General features: G+C 64.7%; 24 protein-coding genes. 19 read left to right on the forward strand and 5 right to left on the reverse strand.

What is annotated here, in order from left to right; genetic code table 11:
• The first annotated feature begins 398 nt into the window (after positions 1-398).
• The 5 genes from YU9_RS0138960 to YU9_RS0138980 all read left to right on the forward strand — a co-directional run bounded on the left by YU9_RS0138960 (position 399) and on the right by YU9_RS0138980 (position 4849).
• Positions 399-1097 carry a cytochrome c biogenesis CcdA family protein gene (locus YU9_RS0138960; protein ID WP_027577511.1) on the forward strand — a complete coding sequence of 233 codons (699 nt, stop codon included), beginning with the start codon at positions 399-401 and terminating at the stop codon, positions 1095-1097.
• Positions 1098-1128: 31 nt separating this feature from the next.
• A complete protein-coding gene (locus tag YU9_RS0138965; protein WP_027577512.1) occupies positions 1129-1692 on the forward strand; it encodes a thioredoxin family protein in 564 nt (187 codons plus the stop codon).
• Positions 1693-1796: 104 nt separating this feature from the next.
• Entirely contained in the window at positions 1797-2771 is a 975-nt protein-coding gene (locus YU9_RS0138970) for a hypothetical protein (RefSeq protein ID WP_027577513.1), read from the forward strand.
• 360 nt (positions 2772-3131) lie between these two features.
• On the forward strand, positions 3132-3725 hold the full coding sequence (locus YU9_RS0138975; protein WP_027577514.1) for a L,D-transpeptidase: 594 nt from the start codon (positions 3132-3134) through the stop codon (positions 3723-3725).
• Positions 3726-3811: 86 nt separating this feature from the next.
• The gene (locus YU9_RS0138980) at positions 3812-4849 is read left to right on the forward strand and encodes an amino acid ABC transporter substrate-binding protein (RefSeq protein ID WP_027577515.1); all 1038 of its coding nucleotides are present in this window, start codon (positions 3812-3814) and stop codon (positions 4847-4849) included.
• A 367-nt stretch (positions 4850-5216) separates the two neighbouring features.
• On the opposite strand, the gene YU9_RS0138985 is transcribed toward YU9_RS0138980, so the two are convergent.
• On the reverse strand, positions 5217-6356 hold the full coding sequence (locus YU9_RS0138985) for an acyl-CoA dehydrogenase family protein (protein WP_027577516.1): 1140 nt from the start codon (positions 6354-6356) through the stop codon (positions 5217-5219).
• 124 nt (positions 6357-6480) lie between these two features.
• Positions 6481-7680, reverse strand: coding sequence for an acyl-CoA dehydrogenase family protein (locus YU9_RS0138990; RefSeq protein ID WP_027577517.1), 1200 nt, complete (start codon positions 7678-7680; stop codon positions 6481-6483).
• Positions 7681-7818: 138 nt separating this feature from the next.
• Here YU9_RS0138990 and YU9_RS0138995 point away from each other — a divergent pair, with 138 nt between their 5' ends.
• Together YU9_RS0138995 and YU9_RS0139000 are read left to right on the forward strand one after the other, a co-directional pair.
• Complete coding sequence (locus YU9_RS0138995) at positions 7819-8364, forward strand: carboxymuconolactone decarboxylase family protein (RefSeq protein WP_027577518.1); 546 nt, start codon at positions 7819-7821, stop codon at positions 8362-8364.
• Positions 8365-8452: 88 nt separating this feature from the next.
• A complete protein-coding gene (locus tag YU9_RS0139000) occupies positions 8453-8944 on the forward strand; it encodes a VOC family protein (protein WP_027577519.1) in 492 nt (163 codons plus the stop codon).
• A 130-nt stretch (positions 8945-9074) separates the two neighbouring features.
• Here the strand turns inward: YU9_RS0139000 and YU9_RS0139005 are convergent, their stop codons facing one another.
• Together YU9_RS0139005 and YU9_RS0139010 are read right to left on the reverse strand one after the other, a co-directional pair.
• Positions 9075-10313 carry an MFS transporter gene (locus tag YU9_RS0139005; protein WP_027577520.1) on the reverse strand — a complete coding sequence of 413 codons (1239 nt, stop codon included), beginning with the start codon at positions 10311-10313 and terminating at the stop codon, positions 9075-9077.
• Positions 10314-10576: 263 nt separating this feature from the next.
• On the reverse strand, positions 10577-11824 hold the full coding sequence (locus YU9_RS0139010) for an MFS transporter (RefSeq protein ID WP_027577521.1): 1248 nt from the start codon (positions 11822-11824) through the stop codon (positions 10577-10579).
• 193 nt (positions 11825-12017) lie between these two features.
• Here YU9_RS0139010 and YU9_RS0139015 point away from each other — a divergent pair, with 193 nt between their 5' ends.
• The gene (locus YU9_RS0139015) at positions 12018-14087 is read left to right on the forward strand and encodes a prolyl oligopeptidase family protein (protein ID WP_027577522.1); all 2070 of its coding nucleotides are present in this window, start codon (positions 12018-12020) and stop codon (positions 14085-14087) included.
• A 174-nt stretch (positions 14088-14261) separates the two neighbouring features.
• Here the strand turns inward: YU9_RS0139015 and YU9_RS0139020 are convergent, their stop codons facing one another.
• Positions 14262-14933, reverse strand: a complete 672-nt coding sequence (locus YU9_RS0139020) for a DUF938 domain-containing protein (RefSeq protein ID WP_027577523.1) — start codon at positions 14931-14933, stop codon at positions 14262-14264.
• Between the two features lie 264 nt (positions 14934-15197).
• On the opposite strand from YU9_RS0139020, the gene soxX reads away from it, so the two are divergent.
• From soxX to YU9_RS0139075, 11 genes are all read left to right on the forward strand, one after another.
• Positions 15198-15521, forward strand: coding sequence for a sulfur oxidation c-type cytochrome SoxX (gene soxX, locus YU9_RS0139025; RefSeq protein WP_036019475.1), 324 nt, complete (start codon positions 15198-15200; stop codon positions 15519-15521).
• Positions 15522-15547: 26 nt separating this feature from the next.
• Positions 15548-16039, forward strand: coding sequence for a thiosulfate oxidation carrier protein SoxY (soxY, locus tag YU9_RS0139030; protein WP_027577525.1), 492 nt, complete (start codon positions 15548-15550; stop codon positions 16037-16039).
• Positions 16040-16054: 15 nt separating this feature from the next.
• Positions 16055-16366: a thiosulfate oxidation carrier complex protein SoxZ gene (soxZ, locus tag YU9_RS0139035; RefSeq protein ID WP_027577526.1), complete on the forward strand. Its 312-nt coding sequence runs from the start codon at positions 16055-16057 to the stop codon at positions 16364-16366.
• Complete coding sequence (gene soxA / locus YU9_RS0139040) at positions 16366-17229, forward strand: sulfur oxidation c-type cytochrome SoxA (RefSeq protein ID WP_027577527.1); 864 nt, start codon at positions 16366-16368, stop codon at positions 17227-17229. The genes soxZ and soxA overlap by 1 nt, the downstream gene beginning before the upstream one ends.
• Entirely contained in the window at positions 17226-17531 is a 306-nt protein-coding gene (locus YU9_RS0139045; protein WP_027577528.1) for a hypothetical protein, read from the forward strand. The genes soxA and YU9_RS0139045 overlap by 4 nt, the downstream gene beginning before the upstream one ends.
• Before the next feature lie 55 nt (positions 17532-17586).
• Positions 17587-19338 carry a thiosulfohydrolase SoxB gene (soxB, locus tag YU9_RS0139050; RefSeq protein WP_027577529.1) on the forward strand — a complete coding sequence of 584 codons (1752 nt, stop codon included), beginning with the start codon at positions 17587-17589 and terminating at the stop codon, positions 19336-19338.
• Complete coding sequence (locus tag YU9_RS0139055; protein ID WP_027577530.1) at positions 19335-19790, forward strand: hypothetical protein; 456 nt, start codon at positions 19335-19337, stop codon at positions 19788-19790. The genes soxB and YU9_RS0139055 overlap by 4 nt, the downstream gene beginning before the upstream one ends.
• A 208-nt stretch (positions 19791-19998) precedes the next feature.
• A complete protein-coding gene (locus tag YU9_RS0139060) occupies positions 19999-21036 on the forward strand; it encodes an MBL fold metallo-hydrolase (protein WP_027577531.1) in 1038 nt (345 codons plus the stop codon).
• Positions 21037-21117: 81 nt separating this feature from the next.
• On the forward strand, positions 21118-21288 hold the full coding sequence (locus tag YU9_RS48675) for a hypothetical protein (protein WP_036019480.1): 171 nt from the start codon (positions 21118-21120) through the stop codon (positions 21286-21288).
• A 117-nt stretch (positions 21289-21405) separates the two neighbouring features.
• The gene (locus tag YU9_RS0139070) at positions 21406-22617 is read left to right on the forward strand and encodes an MFS transporter (protein ID WP_027577532.1); all 1212 of its coding nucleotides are present in this window, start codon (positions 21406-21408) and stop codon (positions 22615-22617) included.
• A 237-nt stretch (positions 22618-22854) separates the two neighbouring features.
• Complete coding sequence (locus YU9_RS0139075; RefSeq protein WP_027577533.1) at positions 22855-24570, forward strand: amidohydrolase family protein; 1716 nt, start codon at positions 22855-22857, stop codon at positions 24568-24570.
• The last annotated feature ends 4 nt before the right edge of the window (positions 24571-24574 follow it).

Below are 24574 nucleotides of genomic sequence, written 5' to 3' on the forward strand. Positions count from 1 at the left end.
TCGCTGATCCGCCTCAGCACCGGATTGCCTTTTCCACGCCGCGACGACGCCAGCGCGTCCGCAAAGCTCGGTTGCCCCACCTGCCGATATGCCATTCCCATCCCCTCCAATCCGTCTAGGGAATCGCAGATTCGCGAATAATGCAAAGCTCTCGCTTGCGGGAGAGGCCGACGCACTCGCAGAGTGCGGCGGGTGAGGGTTCTTTCCGCTAGGGGAGTGTCCCATTGCGGAGACACCCTCTCCCCAACCCTCCCCCGCAAGCGGGGAGGGAGCGCACCGCCGTCATCGCCGGCACAGTTGCTCCACCAAACAGCGCCTCCGTCACGAACGTGTGACGCTGCGTAACGACTGGCACACCCGCTCCGAACTGCCCTCGTGACCTCCCTCACGAGTGCGCCATGCTCGAACTTCTCTTCGCCGTCCTCGCCGGCATCCTCACCATCGCGGCGCCCTGCACGCTGCCGATGTTGCCGATCCTGCTCGGCGCCTCGATCGGACGCGCGGGGCATCTGCGACCGGCGATGATCGCGCTCGGCTTCGTTGTTTCGTTCTCGGCGACGGCACTGCTGCTCGGCGCGATCACGCACCTGTTCGATTTCGACCCGAACGTGCTGCGCGAGGCCGCATCCATCCTGCTGCTCGGCTTCGGCCTGTTGATGCTGTGGCCGGCGCCGTTCGAATGGCTGTCGATCCGGCTCAATGGCTGGCTCGATCTCGGCAGCTCGAGCGGCGCGCAGCGCGAGGGCGCGCTCGGCGGGCTCGTGCTCGGCACGACGCTGGGCCTGGTCTGGACACCCTGCGCCGGCCCCGTGCTCGGCTCGATCCTGACGCTGGTGGCGACGTCGAGGAACGTTGCCTGGGCCGGCACGCTGCTGGTCGCCTACGCCATTGGTGCTGCGATCCCAATGCTGGCGATCGCCTATGGCGGACAGGCCGCGACGACGCGCGTGCGCAGCCTCGCGCGGATCTCGCCGCGCCTGCAGCAGGGCTTCGGCGTGGTCGTGATCGCCTTCGCCGTTGCCGCCTATTTCCAATACGACACGCTGATCGTGGCGTGGCTCACCGGCTTCTATCCCACCGGCCAGATCGGCCTGTGATCATCGCTTCATTTCACCGGAGAATGCTGCCATGACTCTCAAACTCCTTGCTGTAGGCACCGCACTGATCGGCCTCACCGTCACCGGCGCCGTGATCCCCGGCATCTGCGACGAGGCCGCGCGCGCTACGCCGATCACTGTCGCCGCCGCAGGCCAACAGACCGCGCCGGACTTCACTGGCATCACCAACTGGTTCAACTCGAAGCCGCTCAGCATCGCCGATCTCCGCGGCAAGGTCGTGCTGGTCGATTTCTGGACCTATGGCTGCGTCAACTGCGTCAATACGCTGCCGCACGTCACCGACCTCTATGCCAAGTACAAGGACCGGGGTCTCGTCGTGGTCGGCGTGCACACGCCGGAATTCCCGTTCGAGCGCTCGTCCGCCAACGTGCAGGCCGCGCTGAAGCGCCACGGCATCACCTATCCGGTGGCGCAGGACAACGATTCCAGGACCTGGAACGCCTATCGCAATCAATACTGGCCGGCGCAATACATCATCGACCAGACCGGCAAGATCGTGTTCCAGCACGCCGGCGAAGGCAGCTACGACCAGATCGACCGCACCGTGGCCAAGCTGCTGAACGTCGATAGCTGACGCCGCGCGGCCATCGGCGTGGCGGGTTTCAGTTGTCGCCCTTGTTGCTTGACTCCACGGACCCGTCCGTGGAGTTTCGCGAGCGATGCCATCAGCTGCCCGCAATGGACGACACGACCACTAGCACCGACATCCGCCTTCGTGAAGGTTCCTCGATCGCACAGCGGCTGGTCGTGGCCGGCTCTGCGGCCGCCGTTGCGCTCTGCTTCACGCCGGGACTGTTCACGCAGGACACGCTCGAAATCATCATATCGGTGGTCGCGCTGCTGGTGGGAGCCGGGTTCGTCGTCGGCATCATGATGGCGCCGGCGGTGGTGTGGATCATCACGCCTGATGAGATCCTGATCGGGCAGCAGCGGCCGTTCGGAAAGCTCCAGACGCGCGTCGTCGGCAAGGACGACATTACGGGATTGCAGGTCCCCGGCAGCAAGAGGGTGAAGGCCCGGTTTCAGCTCGTCTTCACGCTTGTTTCGGGGGAGCGCCTGACGTCGCCGCCAATCTCTGATGTCACGCATGTTCGTGACACCGTGGCGCGGATCGCCACGCAGTTCGACGTTCCCAATGTCGAGGCACCCAGCAATCCGCTCGATGCCAGCAATCCCGAGATGCATCTCGGCGAGCCGCTCAAGGCGTTTTCCGCACGGGACATCCGCATCGTCGCGCTGATCGCCGTCGCGTTGTCCACTGTGCCCTACGCCTACAAGCTCTGGCGCGGATGGCAGCCCAGCCACGTCGATATCCTGCTGCTGCCGCTGGGCGCGATCGCCGCATACGCCGTCTACCGCTACGCCAACCTCGCGACCGGCGCGTTCTGGATCATCCGGCAAGGAGATATCCGAGTCGAGCGCCTGTGGGGCGACGGCAGCCTGCGCGCCGACCATATCGCCGGGCCCGACGTGAAGGCGATCTCGGTCGAGCGCCGCGGCCGCTCCGAGGACGAGCACTGCATCGTCATGATCCGGCTGCATTCGGGGCGACGGTTTCGCAGCCCCCGAATCGGCTCGCGGGTCGAGGCCCGCGCCGTGGCGGCTGAAATCGTGCGGCGGCTCGGGATCGCGGCGGAAAGCGACAAGATCTAGCTGGCATCGGTGCGAGTCGTGGAGGTCTGAATTCGGTCTGAGCCTCTCCCGCTTGCGCTTGCGGGAGAGGTCGGCGCGTAGCGCCGGGTGAGGGTTCTCTCCGCATCGGGAGTGTCCCATTGCGGAAGCACCCTCTCCCCAGCGCTCCCCCGCAAGCGGGGGAGGGAGTGCACCGTCCCCCGCGGTTGAGACCTATGCTTTTCGCGCCATCCCCTGTTCGTGGCATTGCTCCGGCCCCGTCAAAAAACCAAAGCATTCTCGTGACATGTCAGGACGGGGCGCCATCAACTTGCCATGAACTTGCCCCTCAGGTTTGATGGTTCCGAATGATTTGCGCTGTGGCAGCGGGGAGAGCTTGAAATGACGGATTTTCGTCGCCTGACCGGGATTTTCGTCGCTGCAATGGGACTGATCCTGTCCACGCCGCACGCCTTCGCCCAGCAGCCCGATCGCGGCGACGAGCCGGGCCTGATCGCGGACGATTCCTACCAGCTTGATCCGGAATGGCAGAAGCAGGTCGTCTACTTCCGCACCACGGAAGCGCCGGGCACCATCATCGTCTCGACCGCCGAACGGCACCTCTATCTGGTGCAGCCCGGCGGGCGCGCGATCCGCTATGGCATCGGCGTCGGTCGCGACGGTTTTCAATGGCAGGGGCTGGTGACCATCACCAACAAGAAAGAGTGGCCTGACTGGACGCCGCCGCCGGAGATGATCCAGCGCCAGCCCTATCTGCCGCGCTTCATGGCCGGCGGCCCCGGCAATCCGCTGGGCGCCCGCGCCATGTATCTGGGCACCACGGTCTACCGCATTCACGGCACCAACCGGCCCGACACGATCGGCACCAAGGTGTCCTCGGGCTGCTTCCGTCTCGTCAACAACGACGTCGCCGATCTCTACGATCGCGTCCCTGTCGGGACCAAGGTCGTCATCCGGCAGAAGCCCGAACTTTAAGGACTATGGTTCGAGCATGATCGCACCGATCATGCTCTGGCCCTCCTCCCCATTCCTTTTCCCGATACTTTCGAGAGAGAGACATCATGCGTACTTTTCGTGGCGGCCTGCTGATCGGGCTCGCGGTCGCCGTGCTGGTCGGCGTCCTCGCCATCATCTATGAATTCTACGACACCCGCACCCTGAAGCGCACGGTCCGCCGCGGCGAAGTGCTGTGCGGCGTCAACAAGGCCCTGCCTGGCTTCTCATATTCCGAGGACAACAAGACCTGGACCGGCTTCGACGTCGATTTCTGCCGCGCGGTCGCCGCGGCGATCTTCAACGACCCGAACAAGGCGAAGTTCATTCCGCTCGACGCCAGCGAGCGCTTCAAGGAATTGCAGAGCCGGAAGGTCGACATCCTCTCGCGCAACTCGACCTGGAGCATGGCGCGCGAGCTCGACTACGACCTCTATTTCCCTGCGGTCGCCTATTACGACGGAGCAGGCTTCATGCTGCCGCGTTCGCGCAACAAGGAGACCTCGCTGGATCTGACCGGCAGCAAGGTCTGCGTGCAGGCCGGCACGACGACGGCGCTCAACGTGGCCGATTACTTCCGCGCCAACAACATGAAATATGAAGAGGTGAAGTTCGATAACCTCGTCGACGTGGTGAAGGCGTACGACACCGACAAGTGCGACACGTTCAGCGCCGACGTCTCCCAGCTCTACGCGCTCAGGCTGAACCTCTCCAAGCCCGGCGACCACATGATCCTGCCGGACATGATCTCCAAGGAGCCGCTCGCCCCCGTCGTGCGCCAGCGCGACGACGACTGGATGATGATCGTGAAGTGGACGCTGTATGCGATGATCAATGCCGAGGAGTTAGGGGTGACCTCGGAGAACATCGACGAGGCGCTGAAGTCGAAGAAGCCGGAAGTGATGCGTCTGGTCGGCACCGAGGGCAATTACGGCGAGCAGCTCGGCCTCACCAAGGACTGGGCCGCCCGCATCATCCGCCACGTCGGCAATTACGGCGAGATGTACGAGCGCAATATCGGCGAGAAGTCCAAGCTGAAGATCCCACGCGGCATGAACCAGCTGTGGAATGCGGGTGGGGTGCAGTACGCGCCGCCGATGAGGTAAGGGGCGGTCTGTCGGCCGTCATTTGCGGGCGAAGCGAAGCAATCCAGAGTCTTTCCCCGGTGACAGACTGGATTGCTCCGTCGCAAGCGCTCCTCGCAATGACGAGCTTGGGGCAAGTACTTTCCACACTCTCAACTGTCATCGCCCGCGAAAGCGGGCGATCCAGTATTCCAGAGACGTCAGTCGTATGCGGAGAAGCCGCGGCGTACTGGGTCGCCCGGTCAAGCCGGACGACGACACTGAGGATGGGATGTGTAGCTCGCGCCTCATGTGAGGTCCGTAGCCCGGATGGAGCGCAGCGGAATCCGGGGCGGCGTCACCACGCGGAGACGCCCCGGATTGCGCTGCGCTCCATCCGGCCATGAGATCAATACCCCCGCGACCTTGCCAGCTGCTCAGTGTGGTAGTTCGCATCCCCGAACAATTCCTCGCACACCCGGGCGCGCTTCATGAAGAAGCCGATGTCGAACTGGTCGGTCATGCCCATGCCGCCATGCATCTGCACGCCTTCCTGCACCGCGCGGGTGGCGGTGGTGCCGGCGCGGGCCTTTGCGACGGCCACGCTTGATGCGGCCTTGGCGACATCGGCGTCCAGGGCCTGCAGCGCTTTCATCACGGCGGCGCGGGTGATCTCGATGTCGATATAGAGCTCGGCGGCGCGGTGCTGCAGCGCCTGGAATTCGCCGATCAGCTTGCCGAACTGTTTTCTGCTCTTGAGGTATTCGACGGTGCGGCCAAACACTTCGTCGCTGAGCCCGACCATCTCGGAGGCGACCGCGCCGCGGCCGATGTCGAGCACGCCATCGAGCAGGCCGGCTGCCTGATCGATCTCGCCGAGCACGCTGTCGGCGGTAACCTCGACATTGGCGAATTCGATCCGCGCCGCGTTGTGCGCATCGACCATGATGGTGCGCTCGATCGCGATGCCTTTGGCTTTGGGATCGACCAGGAACAGCGTCAAGCCTTCTCGCTCGCCGGCCGAGCCGGCCGTGCGCGCGGCCACGATGAGGAGGTCGGCGACATGACCATCGACCACCAGCGCCTTGGCACCCGAGAGCTTGAAGCCGTTGCCGGCGCGCACGGCCTGGAGGCTGGTCTGTAGCGGTCGATGCTTGGCGCCCTCATCGATCGCGAGCGTCGCGAGCAGCGAGCCGCTCGCGATCTTCGGCAAGAATTCCGATTTCTGCGCGGCATTGCCGCCGCGGTTCAGCGCTGAGGCCGCGACCACACTGGTGGCGAGGAAGGGCGAGGGCATCAGGGTGCGGCCGATCTCCTCCATGACAATGCCGGCTTCGACATAGCCGAGGCCGCTGCCGCCGAACTCTTCCGGCACCAGGAGGCCGGCAAAACCCATCTCGGCGAAGGAATGCCAAAACTCCTTGGAGAAGCCGACAGGGTCCTTGGAATCGCGCAGGTGGCGCAGATGCGACACCGGCGCCTTGTCGCTGATCAGCCCGCGCGCGGAGTCGCGGAGCATGGATTGTTCTTCGGTGAGGACGAGGGCCATGTGCAAAGTCTCTAGTATCTTGCGAATGTATGCTTGCTGTTGTCATTCCGGGGCACGCAAAGCGTGAACCCGGAATCTCGAGGTTCCGGGTTCGCGCTCTCGCGCGCCCCGGAACGACGGTGAGTTAGGCCCCCGGCAGATCCAGGATGCGCTTGGCGACGATGCCGAGCATGACCTCGGACGTGCCGCCCTCGATCGAATTGGCCTTGGTGCGCAGCCAGGCGCGCGGACGGGCGCCCTGCTTGGAGCGCTCGCTCTCCCATTCCAGCGCATCGACGCCGCCGGCCGCCATCAGGATCTCGTAGCGGCGCTTGTTGAGCTCGGTGCCGTAATATTTCATGGCCGAGGAGAACGCAGGATGCGCCTGCCCGGCCTTGGCGAGATCGACCGCGCGCTCGGCGCAGGCCGCCAGCGCGGCCTCATCCACGTCGAAGCACGCGATCTGGCCGCGCAGCATGGCATCGTCGAGCCTGCCTTGCCCATCGGGGCCGACGGAGTCAGCCGCGATCTGGCCGAGCGGACGGCCGACGCCGCGCTCGCCCATGCCTGAGATCATCGCGCGCTCGTGCTGGAGCAGATATTTTGCGACGTCCCAGCCGCGGTTGATGGTGCCGACGACGTGCGCCTTCGGCACCCGGACATTATCGAAGAAGGTCTCGCAGAACGGCGAGTAGCCCGATATCAGCAGGATCGGCTTGGTCGAGACGCCCTTCGAGGTCATGTCGAACAGGATGAAGCTGATGCCGTCATGCTTCTTCGCGGTCGGATCGGTGCGCACCAGGCAGAAGATCCAGTCGGCGTAATTGGCGTAGGACGTCCAGATCTTCTGGCCGGTGATGATGAAGTCGTCGCCGTCGCTCTCGGCGCGAGTCTGAAGCGAAGCGAGATCGGAACCGGCATTCGGCTCGGAATAGCCTTGGCACCAGCGAATCTCGCCCGCGGCGATTTTCGGCAGATGCTCCTTCTTCTGGGCCTCGTTGCCGTATTTGAGCAATGCCGGCCCGAGCATCCAGATGCCGAAGCTCGACAGCGGCGGCCTCGCGCCGATCCGCGCCATCTCGGCGCGCAGCACCTTGTGCTCGGCGGCGCTGAGGCCACCACCGCCGTACTCCTTCGGCCAATCCGGCACGGTCCAACCCTTGTCGCGCATGCGCTCGAACCAGATGCGCTGCGGCTCGGACGAGAATTTTGCGTTGCGGCCGCCCCAGAACACGTCGGCATCCGAGGTCGCAGGCTTGCGCATCTCCGGCGGGCAGTTGGCTTCCAGCCAGCCGCGCGCCTCAACGCGGAATGTTTCGAGATCGGCGGTTTCAGTGTCGCTCATGGTCGTTTCCATCACTCAAAATTCGACTTGTTGGGCACGACTCTGGGCCAACGCCCCGCGGAATTCAACCACTTCCGCGGGCTCGCATTGGGCTATAGTCGCCGCAAGCGCGAGCTTGAAAACAAAGAGGAAACGAGGATGCGCCTGAAACTTCTTTCGCCTGGCGAAATGAACGCGAGCCAGCGCCAGACCTATGACGAGTCGATTGCCGGCAAGCGCGGCAAGCCGCCGGCGCCGATGATGGCCTGGCTGAACAGCCCGGAGATGGCCCGTCACGCCACGCGGCTCGGCGAGGTGCTGCGCTTCGACACGATCTTCCCCGCCAAACTTTCGGAGATCGCGATCCTGGTGACGGCGCGGCACTGGACCGCGCATTACGAATGGTATGCGCACAAGCGCCTGGCGCTTGCGGGCGGCATGAAGCCTGAGATCATCGACGCTATCCGCGACCGCCGCACGCCCGACTTCGACGATCCCAAGGGCAAGATGATCTACGACGTCGCGAAATCGCTGCATGAGGGACACGGCGTCGAGAAAGGTCTCTATGAGGAGGCGGTCAAGCTGCTCAGCGAACGCGGCGTCGTTGAGGTGATCGGGCTGTGCGGCTATTACACGCTGGTGTCGATGACGCTGAGCACGTTCGAATTCGGCTTGCCCGAGGGCGAGGTGTCGGAGCTGACTTAGTTTCCGATCCGGAAACGCTGGGTTTCGGAATCGGCCGTAGCGCCGCCGCGGGCGCGCCCTATGTGCATGCTTTCGATGGAGCCTTCACATGTCGCAGAGCCCTGTTCATCCCGCCACCAGGATCGGCCACGTCCATCTCAAGGTCGCCGATCTCGATCGTGCGCTCGGGTTCTATTGCGGCGTGCTCGGCTTCGAGCTGATGCAGCGCATGGGCTCGGGCGCGGCCTTCATCTCGGCCGGCGGCTATCATCACCACATCGGACTCAACACCTGGGAGAGCAAGGGCGGCTCACCGCCGCCACCGGGCACGACCGGTCTCTATCACACCGCGATCCTCTATCCGACGCGGCCTGCGCTGGCGGACGCGCTGCACCGGGTGCTCTCGGCCGGCATTGCGCTGGACGGCGCCAGCGACCACGGCGTCAGCGAGGCGCTTTATTTGCGCGATCCCGATGAGAACGGCGTGGAGCTGTATTGGGACCGGTCGAAGGAGCAATGGCCGTTCGGGCCGGACGGGAAGCTGGCGATGTTCACCAAGCGGCTGGATGTGGATGGGTTGTTGAAGCAGCGCGAGGCTTAGCTTCGTAGGGTGGATTAGGCGAAGCCGTAACCCACCAACTTCGTTCCGCATTCGCTGAAGCATGGTGGGTTACGCCTTCGGACTGCGCTTCGCGCAGCCGAGGGCTAACCCACCCTATGCAGCCTTCGCGCTACGAGAGCTTCGCTTGCGGTTTTCCCCGCACCATGATCAGCGCCGCGGCCGCCATCTCCAGCGCGATGCAGAGATAGAACGGCAGGGCATAGCCGCCGGAGAGATCGCGCAAGAAGCCGACGACGCCGGGGCCGAAGGCGTAGGTCACCTGATTGATCGCGGTGTTGAGGCTGATCAGCACGCCGAACGAGGCGCTGTCGAACTCCTGCTGCACGATCAGCGAGGGCAGCGTGATGAGATTGCCGACCGAGAAGCCGAACACCGCGCAGGCCGCGATCAACACATAATCGTTGTGCAGGTTGATGACGACGAGAAGCGCCGCTGCCTGGCTCAGGAACGACAGCGCGGACGCCAGGCGCTGGTCGAGGCGGTCGATCACCAGCGAGAACAGCACGCGGCCGACGACGGCCATCGCCGTCAGCACCGCGACGGCGACCGCCGCCCGCTCGCGCCCGATCACGGGATCGAGAAACGAGATCAGGTGCACGATGAAACCGACCTGGGCGAACAGCACCAGGGCGAAGGCGATCGTCACCGTGAGGAAGCCGACGTCACGCAGCGCCCATGCGCGGGTCTGCGTCGACGATTGCGGTTTCGCCTTTGCCGTCGCATGCCAGCCATGGCGATCGGGCGGACGGCCGACGAGAAGGAGGATGACCGGCAGCAGCAGCACCAGCATGGCACCGGCAGTGACATACATCGCGCTGGCGAAGCCGATATGGCCGATCAACGCCACCAGCAGCGGCACGCCGACGATGCCGCCGAAGCTCGCGCCGTTCAGCGCAAGGCTGATCGCCATGCCGCGCTTATTGTCGAACCACAGGCTGATCGTGTTGGTGATCATGGCAAGGCTGGTGCCGGCCCAGCCGAAGGCGAGCACGGCATCGGCGAGATAGAGCTGCCAGGGCTCGCGCACCGCGCCGATCGCGACCGCGGCCGCCGCCATCGCCAGCGTGCCGGCGATCAGGCAGAGGCGCGGACCGTATTTTCGCACGGCTTCGCCGACGAAGACGACCAGCAGTGCGCCGAACAGGTAGAAGAATGTGGTCCCTGCGGAGATCAAGGTGGTCGGCCAGCCCCGCGCGCGCTGAAGCTCGGCGACATAGACGCTCTGACCATAGAAGCCGAGACCCCAGCCGAAGGTCGCGAGCAGGAAGCAGACCGCGACGATGCGCCAGCCTTCGTAGCGGAGCGAGGATTCGCCGAGGGGAGCCGTGTGGCGGGGATTGTCGAGCATTTCTTTGCTCCTCACCGTCATTCCGGGGCGATGCAAAGCATCGAACTATGGTGCGCAATTGCGCACCTGAGAATCTCGAGATTCTCTGGTGCGCAACTGCGCACCATAGTTCACCCTTCGGGTGCCCCGGAATGACGGCAGAATTGAAGGACGTTCATGGCCTAGCCAGCCTGTTCATGACGACCATCATGTAACGACACTGCATCCGAAAATCACTTCGACGGCGATCGAAGCATCAACGCTGCTGACAGCCTCCCGCCAATTCACACCGCGTCCGGAAACTCGCCCATGGCCGCATCCAGCCGCGCCTTGCGGCGGCGGGCCCAGGAGACCAGCGAGAGCACGGCAAGACCCAGCACCACCGGCGGGAACACCACCAGGTTCACCGCCGACCAGCCGTAATTGGCGAGCAATTGCCCGGAGGAGAACGAACCGATCGCCATCATGCCGAACACCAGGAAGTCGTTGAAGGCCTGCACCTTGTTGCGCTCCTGCGGACGGTGCGTCTCCAGCACCAGCGCGGAGGCGCCGATGAAGGAGAAGTTCCAGCCGACGCCGAGCACGATGAGCGTCGCCCAGAAATGCATCGCAGTGAGGCCGGAGAGGCCGATGCCGGCAGCGCCGGCTTCCAGCAGCAGGCCGGCGGCGACGATGACAGGGGCGCCGAAGCGCCCGATCAGCGCGCCGGTGAAGAAGCTCGGACCGTACATGGCGACGATGTGCCATTGAATGCCGAAATTGGAATCGGAGACGGACAGGCCGCACAGCTTCATGGCAAGCGGCGCCGAGGTCATCACGAGGTTCATCATCGGATAGGAGATCACGCCGCAGAGCGCCGCCGCGATGAAGCGCGACTGGGTCACGATGGTCAGCAGCGGGCGGCCGCCATGCAGATCGGCCGGCGCGGGCTTGGGCATGTCGACGCTGACGACGATGCCCATGGCGACCAGCGCCACCGCGGCCTGCACCAGGAAGCTGAAGGCGAACAGATAGGGCTGCCAGACATCCATGGTCCATTGCACGAGCTGCGGACCGAGCACGCCCGCGAACACGCCGCCCGCCATCACCCAGGACACCGCCTTGGGGCGATAGGCCGCGCTGGCGCCGTCGGCGGCGGCGAAGCGATAGGACTGCGCCACCGCGCCGTAGAGGCCGCCGAGGAAGGTCGCGACACAGAACAGCGCGAACGAGCCGTGCAGGATCGCGAACGAGCCGAGCAGACCGGTCAGCGTGCCGAGGCTCGTGCCGATGACAAAGGCCACGCGGCGGCCGAAGCGGCGCGAGATCGCGCCGGTCGGCAGCGTGCCGGCGGCAAGCCCCACCACATACATCGAGATCGGCACGGTCGCGAACGACATGTCCGGCGCGAGCGTGGCGCCGACGATCGCGCCGGTGGCGAAAATGACAGCCGAGTTGGCGCCGGTCAGCGCTTGCGCGGCGGCAAGGCGCACCACATTGGCACGCACGCGGGCGTCGTCGGCGATTTCGGCGGCAGACGTCACATCGATCATCGGTATTTCCGCCCGAGGGGCTCGTAAGGGGCTGTGGTGATTCCCGGCACTATGGAGGGCCGTGGAAGGGCGGACAACCGGCGCAAACGGGCGCAGGCCATGCCTCTGACGCAATCGGACGGATGATGGCTGCGCTCTTGACGGCTTGAGTTCGATCAAATCCTATCCGCCGCGACTTGTTGGAGTTTCGTTCATGATCGTCGACGACAGGCCCACGCTCAGCGCTCCCGACGACGATCCCTGGCTGTGGCTGGAAGAGATCGAGGGCACGCAGGCGCTCGATTTCGTCGAGCGGCAGAATCAACTGACGCTCGCCGCGTTCGGCGGAGCGGCCTTCGCGCGCGACCGCGACATCCTCGCGGCGATCTACGATCGACCCGACAACATTCCCTATGTCAGCCGGCGCGGCAACGACCTGCACAATCTCTGGAAGGATGCCGCCAACCCGCGCGGCCTGTGGCGCCGAACTTCGCTTGCGGAATTTCGCAAAGCCGATCCGGCATGGGAGACCATGCTCGACATCGACCAGCTCGCGAGAAGCGAAGGCGAGGACTGGCTGCTCAGCGGTATCGCCACGACGCCGGGAAGCTCCCGGGCGATCCTGAGCCTGTCGCGCGGCGGCAGCGATGCCGTCACCTTGCGGGAATTCGACCTCGCCACGAAAAGCTTCGTGGCGAACGGCTTTACGCTGCCGGAAGCGAAAGGCGGCGTCGACTGGCTCGATGCCGACACGCTGCTGCTGTCGAGCGCCTATGGCGAGGGCATGGCGACGAGCTCGGGATATGCGCGGACAGTCCGCCTGTGGCGGCGAGGCCGGCCGGTCGATCAGGCCGAGGTGATCATCGAGACCACCGCCGATCACATGGCGATCTCCGGCGTGGCCGACGACACCGGTGCGGCGCCGCGCGTGTGGATCGTCGACCAGATCGACTTCTTTAACTATGGCTTATGGCTGCGCGATGCGGCCGGCAGCATGACGAAGCTCGACCTGCCGACCGGGATCTGGATGCAGGCGCATTGCGACTGGTTCGCGATGAAGCTGCGCAAGGACTGGACCATCGAAGGCCGGACCTATGCCACCGATACCGTGCTCGGCATCTCGCTCTCGGCCTTCCTTGCCGGCAGCCGCGATTTTGCGATCCTGTTCGAGCCCGCACCGCGGCGCGCGCTGCAAGGATTGTTCTGGGCCGCCGGCAAGCTGGTACTGTCGATCCTCGACGAACTGAAGCCGAGGTTCGAGATTTGCACGCCTTCCGCTGCGGGCTGGAGCCGTGAGATGCTTCCCAGCCTGCCTGAGATCGGCGTCGTCGACGTCTGGCCGCTTGATCGGCATGCATCGGAGAGCAATGGCGACCTGCTCGCCAATGTGCAGGATCCGCTCACGCCGCCCTCGCTGCTGCTGATCGAGCGTGGTGTCGCCAGTCCGGCCGTGTTGAAGCAGGCGCCGAGGACGTTCACCGCAGATGGGCTCGTGGTGACCCAGCACGAGGCGATCTCGATCGACGGCGAGCGCATTCCCTATGTGCAGACCGGCCCCGCGGCTGAGACCGGCGATGCACCGGTCTATATGAGCGCCTATGGCGGTTTCGGAGTCTCGGTGAAGCCGTACTACAACGCCTCGCTCGGCAGACTGTGGCTGGAGCGCGGCGGCACGACCGTGCAGGCGAATTTGCGCGGCGGCGGCGAGTTCGGCACGCGCTGGCACGATGCCGGGCGGCTTGCCGGCAAGAAGCTCTCTCACGACGATTTCGCCGCCGTCGCGGCCGATCTCGTCCGCCGCGGTGTAACGCGTGCAAAACGCATCGCCGCGCAGGGCGGATCGAACGGCGGCATCCTCATCACCAACATGCTGGTGCGCTATCCCGAACGCTTCGGCGCGCTGTTCTGCACCATCCCGCTGATCGACATGCGCCGCTACACAAAGCTGCTCGCGGGCGCGAGCTGGATCGCGGAATATGGCGACCCCGACAAGGTGGAGGAGTGGGAATGGCTGAAGACCTACTCGGCCTATCACAACGTGAAGCCCGGCCAGCCCTATCCGCCGATCCTGATCGCCACCACGCGGCGCGATGACCGCGTCCATCCCGGCCACGCCCGCAAGATGGCCGCCAAGCTCCAGGCGATGGGCTATGAAGCCTGGTTCTACGAGCCGGAAGCCGGCGGTCACGGCTACGGCAAGGACAACAAGGAGCGCGCGAGCTTCGAGGTGCTGGGTTTTCGGTTTCTGAAGGAGAAGATCGGGTGGCGGGACGGCGAGGGCTGATTGAAGGTGCCGGCCACGGGCTGCTCTCACCTCTCCCGCTTGGCTTGCGGGAGAGGTCGCGGCGCGAAGCGACGCGGGTGAGGGCTTTCTCCTCTTGGGGGTTCTCGCTAGTGGATACACCCTCTCCCCAGCCGTCCCCCGCAGGCGGGGGAGGGAGCGAACTGCCGTCGCGGCTTAGCGCGCGAACACCAGCGTCAGATTGTTTGCGGGCATCTCAATCGTATCGACGAGGCCCAGCCCTACCGCCTTCGCCAGCTTCTCGACGTCAACGACGTCGCGCACGCCCCATTCGGGATTGCCCTCGCGCAAGGAGGTGTCGAACACCGCATTGCTGAGAGCGGTGTGCTTGCCGTCACGCTTGAAGGGGCCGTAGAGGAACAGCTTGCCGTCGGGGCGCAAATAGCGGCCGGCGCCGGCGAACAGGCCTTCAGCCACGGCCCAGGGAGCGATGTGAATGACATTGGCGCAGAACACGGCCGCAAGGCTTGTCGGCCCCTGCCCGCTTTTCATCTCCGGGCACCAGTCGGGATCGGTGAGGTCGATCCGCAGGGGTGAGCGGATGTTCGGCAGGCCCGCATGCACGCGCCAGGCTTCGATGCTCTTGAGGTGGCGCTGGTTGAGGTCGCTCGGCCACCAGATCAGGCCGGGCGTGTGGCGGGCGAAATGAACCACGTGCTGGCCGGTTCCACTGCCGAGCTCCACCACGTCGCCGGTCGCACTGGCGAGATATTTTTCCAGCGCCGCCCAAATCGGTTCGTGATTGCGATGGAAAGCCGGCGCATCGAGGCGGCCATCCGGCTCGACCCGTCCGCCGTCCCTGCCAAATTCGACGACATATTCAGCCAAGTGACGTCCCCAAAAATGTGAAACCGAAAACACGGCCGCGAGGGCCAAACGCCCGAGAAATAACTTGCTATCCCAAGTCTATTTTGATGAACAAACTATCTCATCGGTTGCAATGCGGAGGATATTAACCCCATTTTGCCGCATGCATAGTCTAGATTGTCAGGCGGTGCCCTTTGTGCTTTTGAACAATTCCGCAAATGAGATCATCGACATAACGCTCGGGACGATGCCTTGACCGCCTTTCCTTGCAAGCCCGCCCTGCTTATGGCGCTGGCCCTCCTCACCGGCGCGGCCATGGCCCCGGCGGGGGCGCAGTCCACCGTGGCCGAGGGCCAGAAGCTCGCCTTCGACCGCGGCAAGGGCAATTGCCTGACCTGCCACGTCATCAAAGGCGGCGACCTGCCCGGAACGATCGGGCCCGAACTGAAGGACATCAAGGCCAAATACCCCGATCGCAACGAGCTCGTCGCGATCATCTTCGACGAGACCAAGCGCAATCCGCAGACCATGATGCCGCCGTTCGGCCGGAACCGGATTTTGACCGAACAGGAGATCAACGCGATCGTTGATTTCCTGCAGATCCTGTAACGGCCGGCGGCCCCAGGAGATTTGAGATGACCACGACCACCGGCACTCATCCGACGCGGCGCCTGATCCTTCAGGGCGCAGCCTCCGTCGCGCTGCTCGGCCTCGGCAATCTGCCGTTCGGCGCCGTGCCTGCGCGCGCGGCGGCGAACGACAAATATCCGGAAGAGGCCTTCAAGCAGAAGAGCGAGGCGGACGCGATCAAGGCGCTCTACGGCAAGACCGCCGAACCGTCGGACAAGGTCAAGCTGGACGCGCCCGAGATCGCCGAGAACGGCGGCGTGGTGCCGATCTCGGTGACCACGACGCTGGACAAGGTCACCTCGATCGCGTTCTTCGTGGCGGAGAACCCGTTCGCGCTCGCGGCAAGTTACAAGATCCCCGATGGCACGATCCCTGCCGTCGCCAACCGGCTGAAGATGGCCAAGACCACCAAATTGACCGCGATCGTGGAAGCCGACGGCAAGCTCTACAGCGCGACCAAAGAGGTCAAGGTCACCGTCGGCGGTTGCGGCGGTTAAGCGAGGCAGTTCGACATGGCATCAAGCATTCGCGTGCGCGCAACGTCCAACGGCGACATCACCGAGGTGCAGGCGCTGATCCAGCACCCCATGGACACTGGCCTGGTCAAGGATTCCAAGGGCGAGCTGATCCCCGCGCATTTCATCCAGGAGCTGAAGTTCGAATGTAACGGCAAGGACGTCTTCGTCGCCAATTGGGGCACTGCGGTCTCCAAGGACCCCTACGTCAAGTTCAGCTTCAAGGGCGCCAAGAAGGGCGACGAGCTCAAGATCTCCTGGACCGACAACAAGGGTGGCTCGGACACGACCACCGCGAAGATCGCGTGATGAAGCCTCGCTCCGCCCTCCTGCTTGGCTCGCTCAGCGCCGCGCTCGTTGCGTTCGCCCTGACCTCGCCGCGCGTGGTCGCGGCCGACAAGGTCGATCCCATCGCCGATGCCAAGGCGTTCCAGAACTTCTTCTTCCAGAAGTTTCCGAACGTGACGCACGAGGATTTCGTCAACGGTCCTTATTCCATGAACGAGGACATGAAGCGGCAGTGGCAGGAGAAGGAGGAATTCCCGCCTTACGAGTTCGCGCTTGATGCCGGCAAGGAGGTGTTCTCGACCCCGTTCAAGAACGGCAAGACCTACGCCGACTGCTTCCCGAACGGCGGCATCGGCATCCGTCAGAACTATCCGTACTTCGACACCAAGGAAGGCAAGGTCGTCACCCTGGAGCTCGCGCTCAACCGCTGCCGCGAGGCCAATGGCGAGGCGCCCTATTCCTACGTCAAGGACGAGATGGCCTCGCTGACCGCCTACATGGCCTACACCTCGCGCGGCAAGCCGATGGACATCAAGATCCCCGATGATCCCCGCGCGCTGGCGGCGTTCGAGAACGGCAAGCGCTATTTCTACACCCGCCGCGGCCAGATGAATTTCTCCTGCGCGAGCTGCCATGTGCAGAGCCCGGGTGAGCGCATCCGCGCCGAGACCCTGGCACCGGCGCTCGGCATCCTCAACGCGATGCCGATCTACCGCTCCGAATGGAGCGGCATGGGCACCACCAGCCGCCGCTTCGTCACCTGCAACAGCCAGACCCGCGCGGTTCCGCTGGAGCCGCAGTCGGATGAATATCGCGACGTCGAATATTTCCTGTCCTACGTCGCCAACGGACTGCCGATCTCGGGACCGGGAGCACGGCCATGAAGCGGTCACTTGCTCTCGCCATGCTGCTCGCGCTGAGCCTTGCGCCATCCGCGCGCGCGGCAAATGAGGCGGATTACAAGACGGCCTATGCCGCCGCGGAAGCCGCCTCCAAGGAGGCGGCAGGCATGCGCAATCAGTGGACCGTGACCGTATCTGCGCTGGCGGCAGCGAAGAAGGCTGCCGACGGCGGCGATTTCGACCGTGCTGTTGCCGCAGCCAAGGAGGCCGAAGCGCTGGCGAAGGCGTCGATCTTCCAAGCGACATCCGAAAAAGAAGCCTGGAAGGCGATGGAAATCCGCTAGACTGGAGCCTATTGGAACTGTCGGACCGTCGTTGAAGGGGCGCGGAGAATTCGAGATGGGCATCCGCCGCCGCGATTTCCTGAAAGGTGCAGGCCTTGCCGCCGCAACGCTCAGCCTGCCGCGGCTGGCCCGCGGCACTGACACCGCCAGCATCTACGACCTCGAACGGTTCGGCAATGCGCGGATCCTGCACATCACCGACACGCATGCGCAGCTCAACCCGGTCTATTTCCGCGAGCCCAGCGTCAATATCGGCATCGGCGAGATGGCGGGACGGCCGCCGCATCTGGTCGGCCGCGCCTTCCTGGAGCGGTTCGGCATCCGGCCCGACAGCGCGGATGCCTATGCCTTCACCTGCTTCGAGTTCGAAAAGTCCGCAGGCCGCTTCGGCAAGCTCGGCGGCTTCGCCCATCTGAAGACGCTGGTCGATCGCTTGCGCGCCGATGTCGGCGAGAAGCGTTCGATGCTCGTCGACGGCGGCGATCTCTGGCAGGGCACCGGGCTCGCCAACCTGATGCAGGGCCGCGACATGGTCGAGGTCGCCAATCTGCTCGGCATTGAGGCGATGACCGGGCATTGGGAATTCACCTATGGCGAGCAGGCGCTGCGCGACAATCTCGAGCGCTTCAAGGGCGAATTCCTGGCGCAGAACGTCTTCCTGACCGAGGAAGCCGCATTCAACGACGCCCTCGCCTTCGACAAGGCCACGGGACGCGTGTTCAAGCCTTCTGTCATCAAGGAGCTCGGCGGGCATCGCGTCGCGATCGTCGGCCAAGCCTTCCCTTACGTTCCGATCGCGCATCCCAAAAGATTCACACCGGACTGGAGCTTCGGCATCCGCGAGGAGGAGTTGCAGAAGCATGTCGATGCCTTGCGCGGCACCGACAAGATCGACGCCGTCATTCTGTTGTCGCACAACGGCATGGATGTCGACCTCAAGCTGGCGAGCCGCGTCACCGGCATCGACGTCATCCTCGGCGGCCACACCCATGATGCCGTGCCGCAGCCGATTGCCGTCAAGAATGCGGCTGGCACCACGCTCGTCACCAATGCCGGCTCTAACGGGAAGTTTTTGGCCGTGCTCGATCTTGCGCTCGACAAGGGCAAGGTCAGCGACGTCCACTATCATCTGCTCCCGGTCTATTCCGAGTTGCTAAAGCCCGATCCTGCCATGGCCGAGCTGATCGGCCGGCTGCGCGCGCCGTATGTGAGCGACTGGTCGGAGAAGATCGCAACGCCCGATCGCCTGCTCTACCGCCGCGGCAATTTCTCCGGGCCCATGGACGAACTGATCTGCACCGCGCTGCGCACCGAGCTCGATGTCGAGATCGCGCTGTCGCCGGGATTCCGCTGGGGCGTCACCGCGCTGTCTGGTCAGGCGCTGACCATGGAGGATGTGCTGGCGGAGACCGCGATCACCTATCCCGAGACCTATGTGCAGGACATGACGGGAGCCCAGATCAAGGACGTGCTGGAAGACGTCTGCGACAACCTCTTCAACGCCGATCCCTATTACCAGCAGGGCGGCGACATGGTGCGCGCCGGCGGGCTCAGCTACACCTGCACGCCGGACGCTGCGATCGGCAGCCGCATCTCGGAGCTGAAGCTTGGCAACGGCAAGGCGCTCAGCGCCAGCCACCGCTACAAGGTCGCGGGCTGGGCTTCGGTCAATGGCCAGCAAGGCGCGCCGGTGTGGGACGTCGTCGGCAAATATCTGCGCTCGGGCCGGATGTTACAGGAGCGACTCGGCTCCGGCGTGACGCTGAAAGGCGTCGAGGGCAATCCAGGCATTGCAGGACTGGGATGATGCGGTTACAGCTCTTAACCGCGATGATGCTGGCACTGCTCGCCTGGGCCGCCCCGCCCGCTCTTGCGCAACAGATGCCGCTCCAGGACAAGCCGTTCGCCGAGCACAAGGTCGTGCTGCAACTCTCCGATGGCGATGCGAAGAAGCAGGCGCTGGTGCTGAGCGTCGCCAACAATCTGCTGAAGGCCTACGATCCCGACAAGATCGCGATCGAGGTGGTGGTGTTCGGTCCCGGCATCGACCTGCTCCTTGCCGGCAACGAGCGGCGCAAGCAGGTCGAGAGCCTGATCGCGCAGGGCGTGCGCTTCGACATCTGCCTCAATACGGTCGATACGATCGCGCGGGAGACGGGCAAGCGGCCGGAGTTCATCCAAGCGGCCACGCCGGTGCAGGTGGGCGTCGGGCAGATCCTGTTCCTGGCGGAGAACGGGTACACGGTGGTGCGGCCGTAGGGGCTTCACCGTCATTCCGGGGCGGCTCGCAGAGCCGAACCCGGAATCTCGAGATTCCGGGTTCGATGCTGCGCATCACCCCGGAATGACGGTAGGGCCAGCGATAAAAATCTTCCAAATGATCTTATCCACGCAGTGAATTGCTTCTCTTTCCGACCCTCGCCATAGTAGAATCTTGGAAGCCAGTTCCAAGCCGGGTCGTCCAGCCATGATCTTCCGCCAGCTCTTTGACAGCGTTTCGGGCACTTACAGCTATCTGCTTGCCAGCCGCCCCGGCGGCGAGGCGCTGATCCTGGATCCTGTGCTGGAGAAGGTCGACCGCTACTGCCAATTGCTGCGCGAGCTCGACCTCAAGCTGGTCAAGGCGGTCGATACCCATCTGCATGCCGACCACGTCACCGGCCTCGGCGAGCTGCGCGACCGCACCCATTGCATGACCGTGATGGGCGACCAGACCAAGGCCGACGTGGTGGCGATGCGGGTGGCCGACGGCGACAAGGTGACGATCGAAGGCCTGGCGCTCGACGTGATGTACACGCCGGGCCACACCGACGATTCCTACTCCTATCTGATGGGCGACCGCGTCTTCACCGGCGACACGCTTCTGATCCGCGGCACCGGCCGCACCGATTTCCAGAACGGCTCGTCGCGCGCGCAATACGATTCGATCTTCAACCGCCTGCTCAAGCTGCCGGACGAGACGATGGTATTCCCCGCGCATGACTACAAGGGTGACACCGTCTCCACCATCGGCGAGGAGAAGCGCTACAATCCACGGCTCCAGGTGCGCTCGGTCGACGAATATATCGAACTGATGGCGAACCTGAAGCTGCCCAATCCGAAGATGATGGACGTGGCGGTGCCCGCCAACATGCATGTCGGCCTGCATCAGGAAGAGCTCGAGAAGGAGGGACGCGCGCTCAGCGCAATCGAGGCGATCCGCGTCCTCGGCCGGCCCGACATCCTGCTGGTGGACTTGCGTGAGACCAACGAGCGGCTGAAGCACGGCATGCTCGAAGGCGCGCTGCACACGCCCTATCCGTCGGTCGAGGAGAGCCTCAAGCCCGGCGGCATGCTGCGCGAGGTCGCGGCCGCGACGGGGCGCCGCGTGGTGTTCTTCTGCGCTTTCGGCGAACGCTCGGCGATGGCGGTGGCGGCTGCGAAGGAAGCGGGACTTCTCAACACCGCCCATATCGCCGGCGGCATCGATGCCTGGAAGAAGGCGGGCGGACCGGTGGTGCACTGACGGCCTCGGCTTGCGAGGGGTCAGGCACTGCCCATATTTCCCGGGTAGGATCGGGTGCAGCATCACCATCCGGGACCAGCCATGGCCAAGATCGGCAAGTCGAGCGAGCCGCCCAAAATTGCGGACAACAAGCAAGCGAAAGACAAGGCGAAAAAGCCTCGACCTCCGCGCGAAATCGACGACGATTACGAAGACGGCGACATCGCGACGCCGAAACGCGATCGACATGGCCCGGATGACGAGCCGTTGTGAAGGGGAACGGCTCATCAAACTCCCGCCCGCGCTACCTGCCATGCGCCTGCGTTCATGGACAAATAACCGCTCTCCCCGATAGTTTGCGCCTCCATCAAGAGTTGAAACGGAACTGCAATGGTCGACGTTCTCGCCGCACCGCAACAAGGCAAGGCGGACAGTGCGCTGCGCACCCTGACGGGAATCTCGATCGCGCATTGGGTTAGCCATTTCCATCTGCTGGTCCTGCCGATGCTGTTCCCGTTCCTGAAGGACAAGCTCGGCGTCGGCTATGTCGAGCTCGGCCTCGCGCTGACCACGCTGGCCGTGGTCTCGGGCCTGACGCAGGCGCCGACCGGTTATCTCGTCGACCATTTTGGCGCGCGCAAAATCCTGCTGATCGGGCTGACGCTCGGCGGGTGCGCGCTGATCCTGCTTGGCCTGCATCTGAGCTACGCCGCGCTGATCGCCTGCGCCGTGCTGCTGGGCCTCGCCAACAGCGTCTACCATCCCGCCGATTACGCGATCCTAGCCGAGCACATGGACGAAGCGCGGATGGGGCGCGCCTTCTCGGTGCACACCTTTGCCGGCTATCTCGGCGGCGCGGTGACGCCGGCGATCGTTGCCGCGCTGGTCACGCTGTGGGGCGGCGTCGGCGCGCTGATCGCCTCGGGCGCGATCGCGATCCTGGTGGCGTTGCTGCTGATCGCCATGGGGATTCCCGAGGCGGGCGCGCACAAGAAGAAGCCGGGTGGCGAGAGCGCGCCGAAGCAGGCGGTGATCACGCCGGCGCTGATCACGCTGACCGCGCTGTTCATGCTGCTCAGCCTGTCGGTCGCCGGCATCAACAATTTCGGCGTGGTGGCGCTGATGAGCGGCTACGGCACGTCTTATTCGATCGCCAATGTCGCGCTGACCGCGTTCCTCGCCGCCAGCGCCGCGGGTGTGCTCGCGGGCGGCTTCCTCGCCGACCACACCGGGCGTCACGGCTATGTCGCGGCGGCCTGCTTTGCGGCGAATGCGGCCATCGTGCTGCTGATCGCGCTGGTGACGCTGCCGAGCTGGGCCTTGACCGCGGCGATGACGGCCGCGGGCTTCCTCTCCGGCGTGATCGCGCCCTCGCGCGATATGCTGGTGCGCAATGCGGCACCCGCCGGCGCTGCGGGCCGCGCCTTCGGCATCGTCTCCACCGGGTTCAATCTCGGCGGCATCGTCAGCCCGCTGCTGTTCGGCTGGATCATGGATCAAAGCGCGCCGCACTGGGTGTTCGGCGCGTCCGTGATCTTCATGGTGGCGACGGTGGTGCTGTCGCCGTTCACGGAGCGGAAGCGGGAAGCTTCTGCGAATTGAGCGGTCAGTGTCGTCACGAGTTCAACTGTCGTTCCCGCGAACGCGGGGACCCACAGGGAGCGGTTGGAGCGCGAAGCTGGTCACTCAGAGTCTTCGCAAAATTACTCCCTGTGGTTATCGCGACGAGCGCAAGCGCTCGCGCGGGGGTCCCGGATCGGCGCGCGCCTGAAGGCGCGCTTGTCCGGGACGACGGATAGAGAAAAGCACAACAACAAAACAAAAACGGGAAGAAACACCATGAGCAATCCTGATCTCGTGATCCGCGGCGGCACCGTTGCAGACGGCCACGGCGGCGAGCTGTTCGAGGCTGATGTCGCCATCGCCGGCGGCAGGATCAGCGAGGTCGGGAAGGTCTCCGCCAAGGGCCGCGAAGAGATCGATGCGCGCGGCAAGCTGGTGACGCCGGGCTTCGTCGACGTCCACACGCATTACGACGGCCAGGTCACCTGGAGCCAGGACATCACGCCGTCCTCGCAGAACGGCGTCACCACCGCGATCATGGGCAATTGCGGCGTCGGCTTTGCGCCGTGCAAGCCTGACGACCACACCCGCCTGATCCAGCTCATGGAGGGCGTCGAGGATATTCCGGAGCCGGTGCTGAGCGCCGGCATTCCCTGGGCGTGGGAGAGCTTTCCGGATTACATGAACTGGCTCGCCAAGCGCGATTTCGACATCGACATTGGCGCGCAATTGCCGCATGCCGCGTTGCGCGTCTACGTCATGGGCGAGCGCGGCGCGCGCCGCGATCCCTCCACTGCAGAAGACAACGCGGCGATGGCGAAGCTCGCGGGCGAGGCGGTGCGCTCGGGCGCGCTCGGCTTCTCGACCTCGCGCACGCTCAACCACCGCACCTCCACCGGCGACTTCACGCCGACGCTGAAGGCCGGCGAGGACGAGCTCACCGCCATTGCGGGCGCCATGCATCGGCAGGGGCGCAGCGTGCTGCAATTCGTGCTCGACCTCTCCACCATCCACGAAGACCTGCCGATGATGCTGCGGGTCGCAGACTCGACGAAATGCCCGATCTCGTTCTCGATTACGCAGAACGACAAAGAACCGCAACGCTGGCGCCAGACGCTGGACGAGATCAATGCGGCGGCGGGGCGCGGCCTCTCCATCACCGCGCAGATCGCCGCGCGGCCCGTCGGCCTGCTGCTCGGACTCGAGCTGTCGCGCAATCCGTTCCAGACCCATCCGAGCTACAAGGCGATCGCGCATCTGCCGCTGCAGGAGCGTTTGGCGCGGCTGCGCCAGCCGGAGGTGCGCAAGGCCATCCTCAGCGAGACGGCGACCGCGACCGACGATCCGCTGTTCTTTCGTCCCAACTACGACAAGATGTTCCTGCTCGGCGATCCCCCCGATTACGAGCAGCCGCCGGAGAATGCGCTGGGCCCGCAGGCCCGCAAACAGGGAAGGCAGCCGGAAGAGCTCGCCTATGACGCCATGCTGTCGGACGAGGGTCGCGGCATGCTCTACGTGCCCTTCCTCAACTATTCCGACGGCAATCTCGATGCGACGCGTGAGATGCTGCTCGATCCGCAATCGGTGCCGGGCCTGTCCGACGGCGGCGCGCATTGCGGCATCATCTGCGATGCCAGCTTCCCGACCTATCTGCTGACGCACTGGACGCGCGACCGCACGCGCGGCGAGAAGCTGTCGATCCCGTTCGTGGTGGCGGCGCAGTCGCGCAAGACCGCGCTCTCGGTCGGCCTCACCGACCGCGGGCTTATTGCTCCGGGCTACAAGGCCGACGTCAACGTGATCGACTACGACCGCCTGCACCTGCATCCGCCGAAGGTGCATTACGACCTGCCGGTCGGCGGGCGGCGGCTGCTGCAGGACGTCGACGGCTATGAGGCGACCATCGTGTCGGGCGTGGTGACGCGACGGCACGGCGAGGCCACCGGGCGTAGGCCGGGGAAGCTGATCCGCGGCGCGCAGGGGGTGAATTAGCGGC

The organism is Bradyrhizobium sp. WSM1743 (assembly GCF_000473065.1).
Taxonomy (GTDB): domain Bacteria; phylum Pseudomonadota; class Alphaproteobacteria; order Rhizobiales; family Xanthobacteraceae; genus Bradyrhizobium.